Consider the following 15,446-nt stretch of genomic DNA (forward strand, 5'->3'; position numbering starts at 1 on the left):
CGCAGGGTGGCGGTGACCGGAGCCAGCCGGCCGGCGAGGTCCTGACCCGGGAGTACCGCTGTCACCTGGACCACCCTCCCGTCACTGGCTCGTGGCCACCATCGGTGGCAGCGGTTCGCGCGGCCACTCAGGGTACCGGAGGGATCACGCCCGAAGCTAAGGATAGCCTAACCATCCTCGCCGCCGGAGGGAAGGCTTCTCCACCGGGGATCGGGAGGCGGGCGTCACCATCCAGGCGGACCGGCACGGACCGGATGACCCCCCCACCGCTACCGACAAGTTCGGGGGAGAAACGGAGGGTGATGTCAAGGCATATGTCGGCAACGTGCCAGTTCGCTGTAAGCCGACGGGGAAAACGTGAACACTTGTCATCCCGGCTGCGTGAGGAAGCTGATGACGACCTCCCCTCTGGAGCGGGCCACCGATGCGTTCGCGGCGGAACTCGCCCGGCACCGGACGGGGCGAGGGCTGACCAAGAAGCAGCTCGCCACCATGATGGGCTTCGACCCGTCGTACGTGAGCCACGTCGAAGGGCGTCGGCACCGCCCCACCGAGGACTTCGCCCGCCGCGCCGAAGCCGTCCTCGACGCCGGTGGCGTCATCTGGCAACGGTTCCGCGAGTACGACCGGCTCCGCCAGACCCGGGCCACCCCCGGACAACGCGAACCCACGCCCCCCGGCCGGTGGCTCCCCCCGGGCACCGGGCTCGTCGTCGAACGGGAGACCGCCAGCCTCACCCTGGTCGACGGGACGTACCGGTGCGTGGTCCGCCGCCGACTGCACAACGCCGGCACCGACCCGGTCACCCGTTACCTCGTCCGGGTCGCCGTCGACCGGTGGCCCGACGATCCGAGCCGCTCCAACCGGCACCACCGGGAACACCCGCTCACCTTCGCCGAGCTGCGCTTCCGGGCCGTCCACCACGACGGCGGCGCCCGCGAGCCGATGCACTGGCGGGTCCGCCACGACCGGGACGCGTACAAGGAGATCTGGCTGCTGTTCGAGAACGCCGACGGCCCGTTCCCGCTGCACCCCGGCGAACGCGCCGACGTCGAGTACGCCTACCGGGTCGGCCGGGTCAAGTGGGGCCCCTGGTTCCAACGCGCCGTCCGCCTGCCCACCCGGCACCTCGCCGTACGGCTGGATCTGCCGGCGGCCCTCGACCCCCGGGTGTGGGGGGTGGAAACCTCGCTCTCCGCCGACGAAGGGCCGCTACGCACCCCGGTACGCCGACACGACCGGGGCGACCGGGTGGTCTTCGACTGGTCCACCGAGGACCCGCCGCTCAACACCCGCTTCCGCCTCCAGTGGCGGTTCCGGCAGGAGCCCGCCGAGACCACCGCGCCGGTGCCGACCCGCCCCGCCGAGCAGCTACGGGCGCTCGGCGTGCTGGCCCCCGAGGCGACCCCCGCCGGTCAGCCGGCCCGCCCGTTCGACCTGCCCCGGGAGGCCACCGCCGCCCGGGAGGTGGTCGACCGGCTCACCGACCTGCTCACCCGGGCCGACGAACTGCACCCGTTCAGCGCCGGGATGGGCCTCGCCGCGCCCCAGCTCGGCCTGGACGCCGCCATCGCCGTGGTCCGCCCCGCCGACCGGGACGCCCCACCGGTCGTCCTGGTGAACCCCCGGGTGGTCGGCGAGAGCCCGGACACCGTCGAGCAGTACGAGGGCTGTCTCGCCACCGCCGACCACCGGGGCCTGGTGCCCCGGCCACTGCGCATCGACGTGGAACACGCCCGTTGGGACGGCGGCCAGATGATCACCTCGTTCGCGTACGGGATGGCCCGGTTGGTGGCTCACGAGATCGACCACCTCGAGGGCCGCTCCTGGACCGACCGGATGCCACCCGGCGTGCCGCTGGTCCCCGTCGAGGAGTACCGCGAGAGCAACGCCTGAGCCCGTCGGCGGATCCAGCGTCGGAGGGGCGACCGGGTCGCGTGCCCCAGGGGGCGGGGGCACGCGACCCGGTCTCGGGGGGAGTAAAGCTCTACAGGTTGCCGAAGGTGTCGTACCGGATGTGCTGCGGCGGCACGTCGTCCCCGGCCAGCGCCCGCAGGGTCGCGCGGACCATCGGGGCGGAGCCGGAGACGTAGCAGTCGTGCGTCGTCCACGGGCCGTAGCGGGCGATCACGTCGGAGACGTCCCCCCGCTCACCACCGAAGTCCGGGTCCTCGCTGCACGACGGGGTCACCGACAGCCAGGGGTGCGCGGCGACCAGCTCCTCCAGCCCGGCCAGGCCGTACAGCTCGTCGGCGTGCCGGGCGCCATAGAAGACGTGCACCCACCGGGCCCGGTTCCAGCCGGCCAGCTCCTCCACGATCGCCTTCACCGGGGCCAGGCCGACCCCGCCGGCGACACAGAGAATGTCCCGCCCGGAGTCGCGGTCCACCGTCATCGAACCCATCGGCGCGGCCACCCTGAGCAGGTCACCCGGCCTGGTCCGGCGGACCAGCGCGCCGGACACCCAGCCCGCGCCGGCCGGCGTACGGACGTGGAACTCCAGCACGTTGTCGTCGTTCGGGGCGTTCGCCACCGAGTACGTCCGCCACACCCGGGGCAGGTGCCGGGGCACCTCGACACTGACGTACTGACCGGCCTTCCACACCAGCGGGTGCTGGAGGGCGCGGACGGTCAACACGGCGGTGTCCGCGCCCAACCGCTCGTGGGTGAGCACCTCCGCGTGCCAGAACGGCGGGTTGGGGTCCGACTCCGCGCCGGCCAGCATCGTCGCCGTGATCGCCGCGTACGCCTCCCGCCAGGCCTGGTCGTACTCCAGGCTCCAGGCACCCCCCGCCGTGCCGCGCAGGGCGTCCAGCAGCGCCACCCCCATCGTCGCGTAGTGGGCGCTGTCGACGTGGTACTTCCGGTGGTCCCGCCCCAACGACCGCAGGTACTCGTCGAAGCTCTCCGGATCATCCATCACCTGGGTGGCGGCGACGATGGCGTCCAGGATCCGGTCACCCTGGCCGGTCATCTCCGCCGGGAAGAGCTTGCGCAGCTCGGGGTCGAGCAGGAAGAGCCGGGCGTAGAAGCGACCGCTCAGCCGGTCCCGGTCCTCCTCGACCAGGGTCCAACTCTGCTTCAGCAACCGAGCGAAGTTGTCCACGGGGGGCGGTCCTCCTCCAGAGGGCGGATCGGGCACGCATAGAATGTCCACGGAGCGTGTCCACCGGTCGCACAGAATGTGCGATCGACTCATTTGGTCCACCGGGCGGTGCCGGCGGGCCAGGCCGTCGGGCACAGTGGTGCGGTGACCGTTGAGCAGACCCCCAGTCCGGCGTCCCGGCGGGTCCTCGGCACCGAAACCCTGCTGGTGCTCGGCCTGTCGCTCGGGCAGTCGGCCGTCTACGCCGTGGTGTCGCTGACCGCGAAGCTGACCGCCGACGGGCCGCTGTCGAAGCAGACCGCCTCGCTCAACACCTCGCAGTCCGCCCGCCCCTGGCTCGACCTGACGTACCAGTTGCTCGGCATCGTCTTCGCGTTGCTGCCGGTGCTGCTCGCCGTACACCTGCTGGCGCGGAATCCCGGCGACCCGGCGCGGACCCTCGGGGTCGACCTGCGGCGACCCGGGTCCGACCTGGCCCGGGGCGCCGGGCTGGCCGCGCTGATCGGCCTGCCGGGCCTGGCCCTGTTCTGGGCGGCGGCCCAGCTCGGCCTCAATGCCACCCTGGTGCCGGCGGGCCTGCCGCCGCTGTGGTGGGCGGTGCCGGTGCTGATCCTCGCCGCCGTGCAGAACGCCGTGCTGGAGGAGGTGATCGTGGTCGGTTACCTGGTCACCCGGCTGCGCCAGCTCCAGTGGCGGCTCGGTGCGGTCATCGCGGCCAGCGCGCTGCTCCGCGGCTCCTACCACCTCTACCAGGGCTTCGGCGCGTTCGTCGGCAACGCCGTGATGGGCGTGGTGTTCAGCCTGTTCTACCTGCGTACCCGACGGGTGATGCCGCTGGTCGTGGCGCACACCCTGCTCGACGTGGTCGCCTTCGTCGGCTACTCGGCGCTGCCCCGGGAGTGGTTCGACTGGCTCTGACCGCCGCCGTCGGCCCCGCCCCACCGGTAGCCGGCCACCGTCCGGGCCGCGAGCCGTTCGGCCGCCGCCGTGTCACCCGCCGCCGCGGCCAGCACCGCCGCCCCCGGCAGCACCCGGGCCACCAGGCGTAGCGCGGCCCAACCACCGGCCTGCGCGGCCAGCGGCGTCGCCAGCCGCCAGGCCGCCTCCACCACGCGCGGCCACGGCCCCTCCCCCGGCCCGTCCGCCGCCCGCGCCGCGTCCAGCCCGGCACGCGCGCTGTCCGCGTCCGGGTGCACCTGGGTCAGCACCAGCACCTCCACCGCCCGGTCCGGATGAACCGGATCCCGGCCGTACGCCGCAGCCAGGTGCAGGACCAGCGCCGACTGCGTCCAGAGCACCACCGCCAGCTCGGCCAGCGGCGCGAACACCCCGGCCCCCGCCGCCGCGGCCCCGCCCACCCCCGCCAGCCGCACGAACCGCCGGGTGGCGAGCCGGGCCAACCCGTCCGGGCCGGCGTCCGGGTACGCCTCACGCAGCCCGCGCGCCCACTCCCGGGCGTGCGGCCCGATCCCCTCGACCGCGGCCATGGCCAGCAGTTCCGGTGCGAACCCCGGGTGCGCCAGCAGCCGGGTCCGGAGCGCCGCCAGCTCCCCCACCGTGGTACGCCCCGACTCCGCGCCGCCGGTCCCGGTCACGCCGGTCACGCCGGTCGCTGCGGCCGTCGACGGTGCCCCGATGGGCTCGACCGCTGCGATGGGTTCGACCGCTACGGCGGGTTCGACCGCTACGGCGGCAGGTTCTGGAGCGGCAGGCGCGGCGGGTTCGGGGGACTTGGCGCGGGCGGCTGGTCCGGGAGGGCCGACGGGCTCGGCAGGGGTGGCCGGTTTCATGGGGGTGGCGGTTTCGGCGAGTGTGCTCGACGCGGCGGGAGTGGGTCTGCTCGGCGTCGCCGTCGGCGCGGTCGCGTCGCTGTGGACCGCTACCGGCGAGGCGGTAGGTGCCGGCGGGACCGGTTTGGTCGGGGTCGCCCGCTTGCGTGCCGCAGCCTTACGGGCGGTCTGGCGGCTGTCGTCCGTCGGCGTCGCCTTTCGGGCCGTTCGCTTGCGGGGCGGCGTGGTGACGCCTTCCGGGGTGCTGCGGGTGCCGGGTTCAGTGGGCTCGGAGCTGGCCTGGCCGGACGGTGCCTGCCCGTCGGGCAGGGCTGGGGCTGCGTTACCCGCATTCTCACTCGCCGCCCGGCTGCGGGTGGCCCGCCGAGGGGTCGACTTCCTGGGGTTCGCGCTGCCACCCTGCGGGGGCACACCGCCCGTCTCTGAGTGCGCCGGGGCGGTCGACGGGTCGCCTGTCACGGCGGTCGGCTCGGTGTCGTCGCCCGCGCCGCGCGGTCGGGTGACGGCCGGCGGGCGAGCCTCGACCGGCTCCGCCACGGGCGACTGGAACAGGACGGCCGGTGCCGCCTTCGCCGGGCGGATCCGCCTCGGCCGGGCCTTCGCGTCGCCGTCCGCGGGTTGCTGCTGGCGCGGCGGGGTCAGCGGCGGGGTGAAGGTCGTTTCCGGGGAGCGGCGACGCGTCCGGTCACCGGTGGGCTGGTCGGTCGGCGGCTGCTCCTGCATGCCGATGCAGCCTAGTCGCGAACGTGACCCCGCACACGGTGGAAGAGACACGTGGTCCAGGCAGTCACCGGACACGCCAGTCGGGCTCTCACCAGCGGTCCGTGCCCGCACCGACAGTCGCTTTGCCCCGGGTGGGGGCGGACCTGTATCCTCGTCCGCGGTGGTCCGCAGGGTCACCGGGGAGACTTCGCCTAGTCTGGTCTATGGCGCCGCACTGCTAATGCGGTTGGGGTTTTAAAGCCCCTCCCGGGTTCGAATCCCGGAGTCTCCGCGCAAAACCGGTTGTGTAGACTGGTCGAGCAGCAAGCGCCCGTAGCTCAATGGATAGAGCATCTGACTACGGATCAGAAGGTTAGGGGTTCGAGTCCCTTCGGGCGCACAAGATCATGAGGGGTCTGACCTGCCGAAACGGCGGTCAGGCCTCTCTGCTTTTCCGTCCCTTGTGGTCGGTTGGGTGCTCGGTGGGTGCTCGTGCGACGAGCATCCCTCACGTCCAGCCCTGTCCGGTGACGTCCCGTCGGGTGCGGGCGCGTTCGTGTAGGTGAGCCTGTGTGGTGGGGTGAATGGGCAACGGTGAAGACTCGCCTGGTGGGGTGGAGTTCGGTTACGGTGGCTTCGCTCTGCGTCAAATTGTCTTTCGTGCTGACGGCGTACGTCGTGGGGGTCGGGTTGTGATCGATCCGCAGCAGGTCCGAGAGGTGAAGCGGGCCCTCGGTGTGAGGCTTGCGGAACGTCGTCGTGCGCTGGGTGTGACCCAGGCGGATGTGGCGGCGCGGGTGCACAGCACTCGAAGCACCGTTGCCGGGGTCGAGTGCGGCAGTCAGATGGTGGATCGGGTGTTCTGGCAGCGTTGTGATGAAGCGCTGCGCGCCGGTGGTGAGTTGCTTGCCGGCTACGACGAGTACCGGCGGCTCAAGCAGCGTCATGACGAGGAGAAGGCCGAGGCTGAGCAACGTGCACGGTGGGGTGAGGTCGCCCGTGTCCAGGGGCCAGCATCCGGTGGGAGTGCGACCAGCACAGGCCAGAAGTCACGTGCTGACGCATCGCCCGGCTCAGGACTTGCCCCGGCTGGTGTGGATCCGGTGTTGGCCCTGCACTGGATCGAGATGCTCCGGCTCCTGTCGGTCTCCCACAACATGTTCGGGCCTCGGCAGATCTACGACATCGTCTGTCGGGAGTCGTCTGTCATTCGCCGGTACCGGCACGACGCGACCGAAGACGTCAAGCCTCGCCTCTTGGCGGTGGAGGCCAGGTGGGCGGAGTTCGGTTCATGGGCCGCTGACAACCTCGGGAACGCCACGGCCGCGACGCACTGGCTCGATCGAGCTCTCGGATTGGCGCACAGGGCCGCGGACAAGCGGATGGCCGCGTATGTGTTGATGAGGCAGGCACAGCAGGCTGCGGATCGTCTCGACGGAGATCAGGCCGCAGCGCTCGCCGCCACTGCCGAGTCCCTCATGCCGCTCACGGATCGCGACCGGGCGCTGTGTCTGATCCGCCAAGCCCAAGGACACGCACTTCAAGGCGATCAGACCCGCTCACTGGCTGCGCTTAACGCCGCTCACCGGCTGGTCGGCCGTGCGGCAGAGGTTGGTGAGGACGATCCGGACACCATTGGCCGTCACTGCACCCTCGCCTATCTTCGAGCCTACGAGGGCTACTGTCTGCTACGCCTCGGCCTGGTCGGTCCGGCAGCGCGGACGCTCAAGGAAATCCTGGAGGGGTGGCCCACCGACTACCGCCAAGACGAGGCACTGACACGTGCCTGGCTCGCCTTGGCCTACGCCGCCGCCGGCCAACTGACCGAGGCGAGCACCGAGGGAAGTCACGCACTCACTCTGACCGCCACCACGAACTCCGCCCGCGCGATGCGCCCGCTGCATCAGCTACATGTGCGCCTCGCTGGACAAACGGCGTCCGACGAGGCGCTCAAGTTCAACAGCGCCTTCTCCCTCGTCGCTTCCACGGTCAAACTGTGATCATGGACTTGATCACCACCGCCACGACCACGGACGAGGCCAACCGCCACGCGGATGTCGCGGTGCTGCCGGTGGGCAGTTTCGAGCAGCACGGCGATCACCTGCCCCTGCTGACGGACACGATCATCGCCTGCGCCATCGCGAAGGCCGCAGCAACCGCCTACGACCTGATGCTCCTACCGCCCGTGACCATCAGCTGCTCGCAGGAACACACCGGCTGGCCCGGCTCGGTGAGCATCCGCTCATCCACCCTGGCCCACATCATCACCGACGTCGCCGCATCCTTGCGCGGCTCGGGAATCGACCGACTGGTCGTGGTCAACGGCCACGGCGGGAACTACATCCTGGCCAACGTCGTACAGGAAGCCAACCTCGAGGGACGCCGCATGGCGTTGTTCCCGAGACGGGAAGACTGGGAGACCGCCCGCCGGAAGGCCGGACTAGCCAGTAGCAGCCACGACGACATGCACGCCGGGGAGATCGAAACCTCCCTCCTACTGCACCTGTGCCCCGAGGTCGTAGGCGACAGCTATCGGACCGCAGATCACCGTGCGGAGCGTCCGGACCTACTCGTTCTGGGCATGCGCGCCTACACCGACACCGGAGTCATCGGCGAACCATCCCTTGCCACCGCAAGCAAAGGAAAAGCCCTCCTGAATAGCATGGTTGGCTCCTTCGCGAGCACTCTCGCAATAATCCGGGACGGAACCGACTACTGAATCCACGACCCCTAGGAGGGGATGTCACAGTGTTCTCAGCGTTCGCGTTCCAGTTCAATACACAGATCTGGACTTCCCGGGCAGTTTCGACGGCCCTGCAATATCTTTCGCGAGCTATTTGGTTGCCCGTCAAGCCACTTGTAGTCGATAGGGAGTTCGATCGGTGTTGGGTTTCGTGCGTCACTGGCGTGGTGTTGACTATGTTGTAGCAGTGGCCGGCTGTGCAGTTCTCCTATCTAGCTTCTTTCCCTGGTATCGGACTGAATGGCTTGAGTTTGCCAACGGAACGCAGGGTCGTCAGAGTCGGTCGGCTATGGCTTGGAGTAGCGCATTCTGGTGGGGCGCTGCCATTGCAATATCCGCTGCCGGTGCTCTTTCGTGGCTGCTGATTATCAGATCATCCCGCAGGGGGATCCTCGCACGCCACCTGCGCTGGTTTCCATGCTCAATGGCCGCCGGAGGAATGGCTATAGCAATCTGGTACTGGCAGAGTATTCCGAACCTCGAACTAGGTGGACGTCAATGGGAGGGGCGAGCCGCAGGAGCAAGCCAAATCGGCGATATCCCCTATAATCGTTTGTACATCTATCACGTCAGCGGCCTTGACCTAGACGTTAGCTGGGGCTTCTATTTTGGAGTTGCCGCGATGCTTGCTCTGACAATTCTGACGCTATTCGCAGCTTTCGTTGAAGATCGCCGATCTGATGCGCTGGCGGCGCGGCGATAGTCGCTGTCGCCCGGCAAGTCCATAGTCGACGCCGGAGGCGTAGTAGGCGATGGTGGCCGTTAAGCTGGATTTCCAGGAGCACCCAGAGGGCGAGGTTGGGACCACTGTCAGCCCGACCGGTCTTGAGCGATCACGTGTCATCGCCCCGCTCGGTGGCGAGCCGAGCCCAAAGAACTAGGCTAGTTCAAACCCGAGATCAACTGCACTAAAGCATCATGCATATAGCCAGACTGCCAAGTTACGGGAATCCGTTAGAGCTCGTCGTCGTCATCTAGCGTCCCCTGCCACCAGACCTGCAAGAGGTATTGCTCTGTGCCGGCTCCATTGTGTTGCAGGTCCCCAATTTCACTGGCGGAATTCTCATCCCCCAGCTGTCTAATACTCCAGCAGGAGATCCGTTTCAGGGTTCGGTGAGGGCTTGTCGGGCGTAGTGGCTGATCTTGGCTTCGGCTTGGTGTTGGCGTCGGAAGACCGACCAGGCGATGACGTCGCCGATGCGTCGGGCGGGTTCGATGACCAGGGCGTGGAACAGCCGTCGGACTTCGTTGACAGTGATCGGGATCAGGCCGTCCGGGCTGGTGGTGTTGGCCGTTGCGGCGGCGGCGAGGAACGCGTGTGCGGCGATGACGAGGGTGGTCCAGCGGTGCCAGGCCCGCCAGCGGCGGTGTTGGTGCTGGTCAAGGCCGAGGCCGGTCTTGGTGGCCTGGAACGATTCCTCGATGCTCCACCGCCGGCCAGCGACGGCGACCAAGTGGTGTAGCGGAACCGATTCGGGTGACCAGCAGCGGTAGAACGCCAGCTCACCGGTCGTGCGGTTGCGGCGGATCAGCAGCCAGTGGTGACCGGCGTGTTCGTCGGCAGCCAAGGGCAGGCTGACGAACGCCCAGTCGTAGTAGCGGTGCCCTTTCGCGCCTTTGCCGGCGGAGATCCGTTGCCACGCCCGGGCCGGCAGACCGGCGGCGATCTGGTCCGTTCGCAGGATGCCCAGTCCGGTCGGGACCCGGTGCGAGCAGGCGACCGCGAGTACGTAACCGAGTTGATGGTCGCGCAGGGCCGCGGCCAGGTGCGGGTCACCGCCGTAGGCCTCGTCGCCGGCGACCCACCGACACGGCAGCCCACCGGTCACCGCGGTGTCGATCAGCCGTCGTGCCAGCTGGGGTTTCGTGGCGAACCCGATCGTCTCGGGCACCCCGGCCTCCGCCCGTCGCGCGGGATCGTCGGTCCAGGATTTCGGGAGGTAGAGGGCGACGTCGAGCAGGGTGTGCCCGGCCGGTGAGGCATAGGACAGGTGCACCGCGAGCTGACAGTTCTCGATCTTCCCAGCGGTGCCGGAGTACTGCCGTTGCACTCCGACGGTGTGCACGCCCTTCTTCAGGTCCCCGGTCTCGTCGATGACCAGCACCCCGTCCGGGTGTCCCAGCTTGGCCGCGACGAAATCCCGCACGTCGGCGCGGACCTGCGCGTCGTCCCATCGTGCCCGACCAATCAGGTCCTGCATCCCTGACGGGCCGTCGTCACCGGCGTGTTCCGCGATCGTCCAGCAGTTCTTGGACGGCAACGGCGCCAGCAGCCCAGCCATGAAGTCCCGCACCCGACGGCGGGGCTCAGGCCGCCCGAACCGCGATCCGATCACGTCCATCAGCTCGTCGAACAGCCCAGACCATCGCTGGGCGTCTACTCTGTAGGCGGCAGCCACCGCCGTATCTTTGGTCCACACAACCACGAGACTCAGCGGTGGCTGCTCCATGTCCACAGACAAAACCAAACCGCCGCGGCAGGTCAGAACGGATCTCCTGCTGGAGTACTAGTCGGCCAGGCGCGGCGGTCGGGCGTGATGGCGAGTGTGTTTGGAGAGTCCGAGCCAGACGGGCCGGCTGCCAGCGCGGCGCCCGGCGACGGATGGGTAAATGACGTTGGCGTAGTCGCAGGCGTTGAGGCAGTCGCTGGTGCAAACCGTATGGCGCCGTCGAGGCTCTGACGCAGGCGTGCCAGTTGGGTGCTACGGTCGAAGTCCGATACCTGCGGGGGTGCCTCAGCAGCAGCGGTGGCAGACCGCCACGGTGGACCCGTCAGATGCGCAGCAGACCCTCCCTGCATCCGTCGCTCGTCGCTACCATGCGCGCGCGTCTCGTGATTGGACGGGAGGGTGGAGTCGCGGATGAGCCGGTGGCGCAGCACCGGATTCGGTGTCTTTGGCGCGCGGTACACCGGCATGAGCCTGATCACCAACCTCGTCACCGATAGCCCAGAGCAGTGGCCGCGCGTCCTGCAGCCGATCGCGGCATCCTCCCCTACTATCAGCGCCGAGTTGCTCGTGGTCGTCCGGACAGAAGCCGGCCGGCACACATTACCAACCAACCCGGATCGACCGCAACCGATTAGGTTCGATGTAATGAAAGTTATTAATTTAGTCAACAGATAGCCACTTTTTGCGTCATTGTCGCGCAAACCCGATCACTATGATAGCGTATCGATCGCTGACAGTAGAAGGCGTTGAGTTCATCAACATTGAACTCAAGTTCTCCGGGGACGCTTCGGGCGGCAAGTGGAGACGGCTAACCATCTCATAGTTAATGGAGGATAAATTTGTTAAAGCGAAGTACAGTAGCTAGATTCGCGCAAACCGCGCTGGTACTCGTATTATTGGGCGGCGCAGGCGGAGTTTTGGCTGCCCCCGCCATGGCGGCGACAATTGGCAACAAGGTGCACAACTGCTATGGCATCTACTGGAACACCGACTGGAACCAGGAATGCGGAAGCGGCGGCGCTAGCGAAACCGGCTCCTACGAATCTGAAGCTGACTGCTCCTGGTCTGGCGATCAATCCCTGGAGAAGCACCGAAATGCGGGTAGCACCGCAAGTTACGACGGCGACGACTGCCTGAACAGTGTCTGGGTGGTTGTTACCCGCTACAGGTAGCATTGAGCTAGCCTAAGAGCAACCTAACGCCCGCGTCGCCCGAAGCGGACCGACCGGAATCGCTGAGGCGGTTCCGGTCGTCAGTGTTACACCTCACCAACACAAATGCACGTATGAAGGGTTCACCTTTGATCTCCGCCAAACAGCTTGGCCAAGGTTACGGAAGTCGTATCGTCTTTCGGGCTCTCGATCTCGAACTCCAGCCGGGAGTTACAGCCCTCCTCGGCCCCAATGGTGCAGGAAAGACGACACTCCTGCAGACGCTCGCGACTGTGCTTCCTCCCCGTCAGGGGCAGCTGACGATCGACGGCCGAGTTGTGGTGTCAGAGGCTGACGCAAGACTTGCGAGAAGGCGGATCGGGTTCCTTCCGCAGCAATTTGGTTATGAGCCTGGGATGCGGGTGCGAGATTTTGTCCAGTATGGAGCGTGGATTCGTGGCCTACCTACACGCGAGTGGGCAGAAGCCTCGACGATCGCGCTCGAGTACGTTGGACTAGCCGACGAGGCCGCAAGCAAGATGGGTAGATTATCCGGTGGAATGCGACAGCGGGCGGCTATTGCATGGGCCATTGTTGGGAAGCCGGATTTTGTAGTTCTCGACGAACCTACCGTGGGCCTCGATCCGCAGCAACGCCTACGGTTCCGGGATATCATCGTCGGGCTTGACGACACTACTGTATTGCTCAGCACTCACCTAATCGATGACGTCGATGCTATATGCGATCGCGTTGTCATTATGCACGAAGGTCGAATTTGTTTCGAGGGTCTTACTGAGGATCTTAAAGCCCTTGACGACCCGTCCATTCCGGGATACACGCCCCTGGAGCGGGCTTACATGAGCCTGCTGCCTCAGGAGGGCAGTAACCGATGAATGCGCTATGGCTTCATATGCGGATCAGTGTCGCACGTATTGCAGTATTACCTTTGATTATTGTAGGAGTCGTCACCCTTTTTGGTCGTAGTCGATTCTGGATGGGGATCTGGCCTGAGTCCGGAGCTGCGGTCCAAGTCAGCGCTGTTTTTATTAGTGTTTTTGCTGCTGGGACTGCCGCAACAGTCGCCGCCAGGGTGGAAACCCGGGGCATGCATCGCCAGGCACTCGGCGCTGCCATTCGTCCAATTTTCGTTGAGGCTACGCGGTTTTCTGCAGCGCTCTGTTGGATAATTTTTTCATACCTGGTGGTCACCCTCGTTGGATTCGCAGCCAGTGCGGCAACACTATTTTCGCCCGGTGTTGGGTCCTACTTTCAGTACGTCCTTCTCGGCGCTTCGATGATCGTCTTCGGGACAGCATGGGGTTGGTTGTTGGGTAGGCTGCTTGCGCCTCTTTTAGCTGCTATCTGCGCAACCTTGAGCTGGTTCATCGGGACTTCCTTTCTTGCCGGCATGGCCAAGTCCGCAGTTATGTCAGGGCCACCCTGGGTCGAGGTTAAACTCAGTTCCGCCGGGATGCGATTTGCGGTCGTTGTTCTGTTCGCCGGGATAGTCTGCGCGATCCCCTCGAAGGTTGATCGGCGCAGATCGTTCGGGCGATGGTTGGCTGTGGCGCTGGTAGCTCTTGTCGGCACTGTTGCCTCTTTCTTGGAAACGAGCGTGATAACCCACCGCGCACCCGTCGCTAGACCGTTTTGCATTCAGGGCGTAATGGAATACTGCCTTTGGCCAGAGCATGAAAAATATGCACCCATGGTTCGAGATTTGGATCGCCGACTGGTAGCGCTTCCCGTCCAGTTACCGACGCCGGAACTTGTCGTAGACTATTCCCTCTCCGGATCCACAAAATGGATTAACGAAGACGTTGAGGTCGAGCTACCGGGAGTATTTCCCCCCGAGTTTGATATATCTGCAGGGAGTAGATGGGCGCTAGCTCGCGGGATAGCAGCGGCGATCCTTAAGACAACTTTCTCTGACTGCGACTTTCGGTCTCGGGCAGATACTGAGAATCGATGGGATCAGCTTCATGCGTGGTTGGAGTGGCGGCTAGCCGGTGGCGGGACGCAGGATTACAGCACGAATGCTCCGAGTGAACTTCAAGCAGCGTGGTCCGTTGGTCGCCAAGCGGCTCAGCACAAGTCTGAGCGAGACCAGGCTGCTTGGGTGATTCAGACCGTCGCCGACGAGAAGAAAGCACACTGTCGCGGTGCTTGAAACCAAGCTGCGATTGCAGGTAATCGGCATCTATCTAGTTGCGCGTAAGTGGCAATGGCTGATAGCCGCTATGGTCATCATCGGAGCTTCCGTAGGAGCATGGGGATCGCTAGAGGCATCTACCCCATCTGCCGCCTCCTCCGGCGGTTCACAAGTTCCGATTTGGCGTCTGCTTGCCGTCGGTTCCGCCGTGCTGCCTACCCTTACCCTCGCGAGCCCACTTCAGGCGCTTGAAGCGGCCGCTGGCACGCCTTTTTACCGGATCCGCAACTATGTATTAGGAGGCGCCTTCGCAATCTCAAGTGCGTGCATGCTCGCCGGTGCAATAATTGAGCTGGGGATGGGCGTGGGACCGTTGGTTGCCCGAGCACTGGTAGCCTGGTTCGGACTAGCACTCCTCTCCGGACGGGTGCTAGGTTGGAGTTATTCTTGGATTCTTCCGTCAGCAATCATGTGCGTATTGCTCTACTGGGGGCATGACCGGCGGGGCCAGGACTATCGTTGGTGGGAATTTAGCGCGCATCCAGTTAGCCACCTACCGAGTTTAATCATTGCAGCCATTCTCTTTGTGGGTGGACTCGTGGCGTACATGCTCTCACCTTGGCGAACATATAGCGCATTCCGCCTTAAAGGCGGCGTAGGCGATTCGGTGACCTGACATGGGCCGTGGTGGGCTGATTTTATTCCCTTGTGACCTGCCTCGCGAGCAGCCAGTACGAATACTCCTAGGAGGGAAGACGGAGCTCAGTTTTGCCTGGCTCACTTCGTAGTGGCACCGCCAAGTATGGCGACTTAACGAAGACAGGCTGGGACGTCAGGACATGTCACCGGAATCTGGCTTCCGGCCGGTCGTGTCGCGGGAAGCTTGGTGTCGTCTAGCGAGATATTTGATCAGACGGGCCGGATCTACCTGGCTGCTCCAGGGTGCTCGGTCGTCAGGGAACTTGCATGGACCCCTCGGACCGACGCCGAAGTCGGGTACCTGCCCCGGTCGTGCGACGTAGCGCTACACGGCTCGTGGTCCGGCAGGGGGCGTGGAACTGCGGCTATCCGGCCGAACTGTCTCGGATCCGGGCAGATTGTAGGATCGAATTTGATGAAGTTCTAAAGGGATGGCTCTACCTGGAGTACTACGCACTCCAGTTCACAAGGCTGAGGGGTCGGCTCCTTTCGGGCGCACAAGATCATCAGGGGGTCTGAGCTGTTGATACCCCTGTCAGGCACCTTTGCCTTTCTGTCCCTGGTGGTCGGTTGGTTGCTCGGAGGCGCACGCCGCTGAGCGCGCATCGCCAGACGATGGCGTTCGCCGGCCGGGAATCCGGGATGACCGGGCT

Annotated in this window: 9 protein-coding genes and 2 tRNA genes; 8 read left to right on the forward strand and 3 right to left on the reverse strand. The window is 66.0% G+C overall.

The genetic code is table 11. From position 1 onward, the window contains the following. Positions 1-393 precede the first annotated feature (393 nt). The gene (locus O7612_RS29105; protein ID WP_282269152.1) at positions 394-1,896 is read left to right on the forward strand and encodes a peptide deformylase; all 1,503 of its coding nucleotides are present in this window, start codon (positions 394-396) and stop codon (positions 1,894-1,896) included. Positions 1,897-1,987: 91 nt separating this feature from the next. Here O7612_RS29105 and O7612_RS29110 read toward each other — a convergent pair whose 3' ends face one another. Then, the gene (locus O7612_RS29110; RefSeq protein ID WP_282269155.1) at positions 1,988-3,106 is read right to left on the reverse strand and encodes a globin domain-containing protein; all 1,119 of its coding nucleotides are present in this window, start codon (positions 3,104-3,106) and stop codon (positions 1,988-1,990) included. Between the two features lie 144 nt (positions 3,107-3,250). On the opposite strand from O7612_RS29110, the gene O7612_RS29115 reads away from it, so the two are divergent. Beyond that, positions 3,251-4,024 carry a CPBP family intramembrane glutamic endopeptidase gene (locus tag O7612_RS29115; protein ID WP_282269157.1) on the forward strand — a complete coding sequence of 258 codons (774 nt, stop codon included), beginning with the start codon at positions 3,251-3,253 and terminating at the stop codon, positions 4,022-4,024. On the opposite strand, the gene O7612_RS29120 is transcribed toward O7612_RS29115, so the two are convergent. After that, the gene (locus O7612_RS29120) at positions 3,985-4,701 is read right to left on the reverse strand and encodes a hypothetical protein (RefSeq protein ID WP_282269159.1); all 717 of its coding nucleotides are present in this window, start codon (positions 4,699-4,701) and stop codon (positions 3,985-3,987) included. The two genes, O7612_RS29115 and O7612_RS29120, sit on opposite strands and share 40 nt — an antisense overlap. A 1,098-nt stretch (positions 4,702-5,799) precedes the next feature. On the opposite strand from O7612_RS29120, the gene O7612_RS29125 reads away from it, so the two are divergent. The 4 genes from O7612_RS29125 (at position 5,800) to O7612_RS29140 (ending at position 8,317) form a co-directional block, all read left to right on the forward strand. After that, a tRNA-Ser gene (locus tag O7612_RS29125) sits at positions 5,800-5,890 on the forward strand. Positions 5,891-5,925: 35 nt separating this feature from the next. Further along, positions 5,926-5,998: transfer RNA gene (locus O7612_RS29130), tRNA-Arg, on the forward strand. 292 nt (positions 5,999-6,290) lie between these two features. Next, complete coding sequence (locus O7612_RS29135) at positions 6,291-7,598, forward strand: helix-turn-helix transcriptional regulator (protein WP_282269161.1); 1,308 nt, start codon at positions 6,291-6,293, stop codon at positions 7,596-7,598. Between the two features lie 2 nt (positions 7,599-7,600). Next, positions 7,601-8,317, forward strand: coding sequence for a creatininase family protein (locus tag O7612_RS29140; protein ID WP_282269163.1), 717 nt, complete (start codon positions 7,601-7,603; stop codon positions 8,315-8,317). 1,127 nt (positions 8,318-9,444) lie between these two features. On the opposite strand, the gene O7612_RS29145 is transcribed toward O7612_RS29140, so the two are convergent. Then, positions 9,445-10,683 carry an IS701 family transposase gene (locus tag O7612_RS29145; RefSeq protein WP_282274093.1) on the reverse strand — a complete coding sequence of 413 codons (1,239 nt, stop codon included), beginning with the start codon at positions 10,681-10,683 and terminating at the stop codon, positions 9,445-9,447. A gap of 1,393 nt (positions 10,684-12,076) precedes the next feature. On the opposite strand from O7612_RS29145, the gene O7612_RS29150 reads away from it, so the two are divergent. Next, positions 12,077-12,835 (forward strand): ATP-binding cassette domain-containing protein, encoded by a 759-nt coding sequence (locus tag O7612_RS29150; RefSeq protein ID WP_282269165.1) that lies wholly within the window; start codon positions 12,077-12,079, stop codon positions 12,833-12,835. A gap of 1,269 nt (positions 12,836-14,104) precedes the next feature. Next, positions 14,105-14,770, forward strand: a complete 666-nt coding sequence (locus O7612_RS29155; RefSeq protein WP_282269167.1) for a hypothetical protein — start codon at positions 14,105-14,107, stop codon at positions 14,768-14,770. Positions 14,771-15,446 lie beyond the last annotated feature (676 nt).

The sequence above is a fragment of the Micromonospora sp. WMMD987 genome (genome assembly GCF_029581435.1).
GTDB lineage: Bacteria > Actinomycetota > Actinomycetes > Mycobacteriales > Micromonosporaceae > Micromonospora > Micromonospora rifamycinica.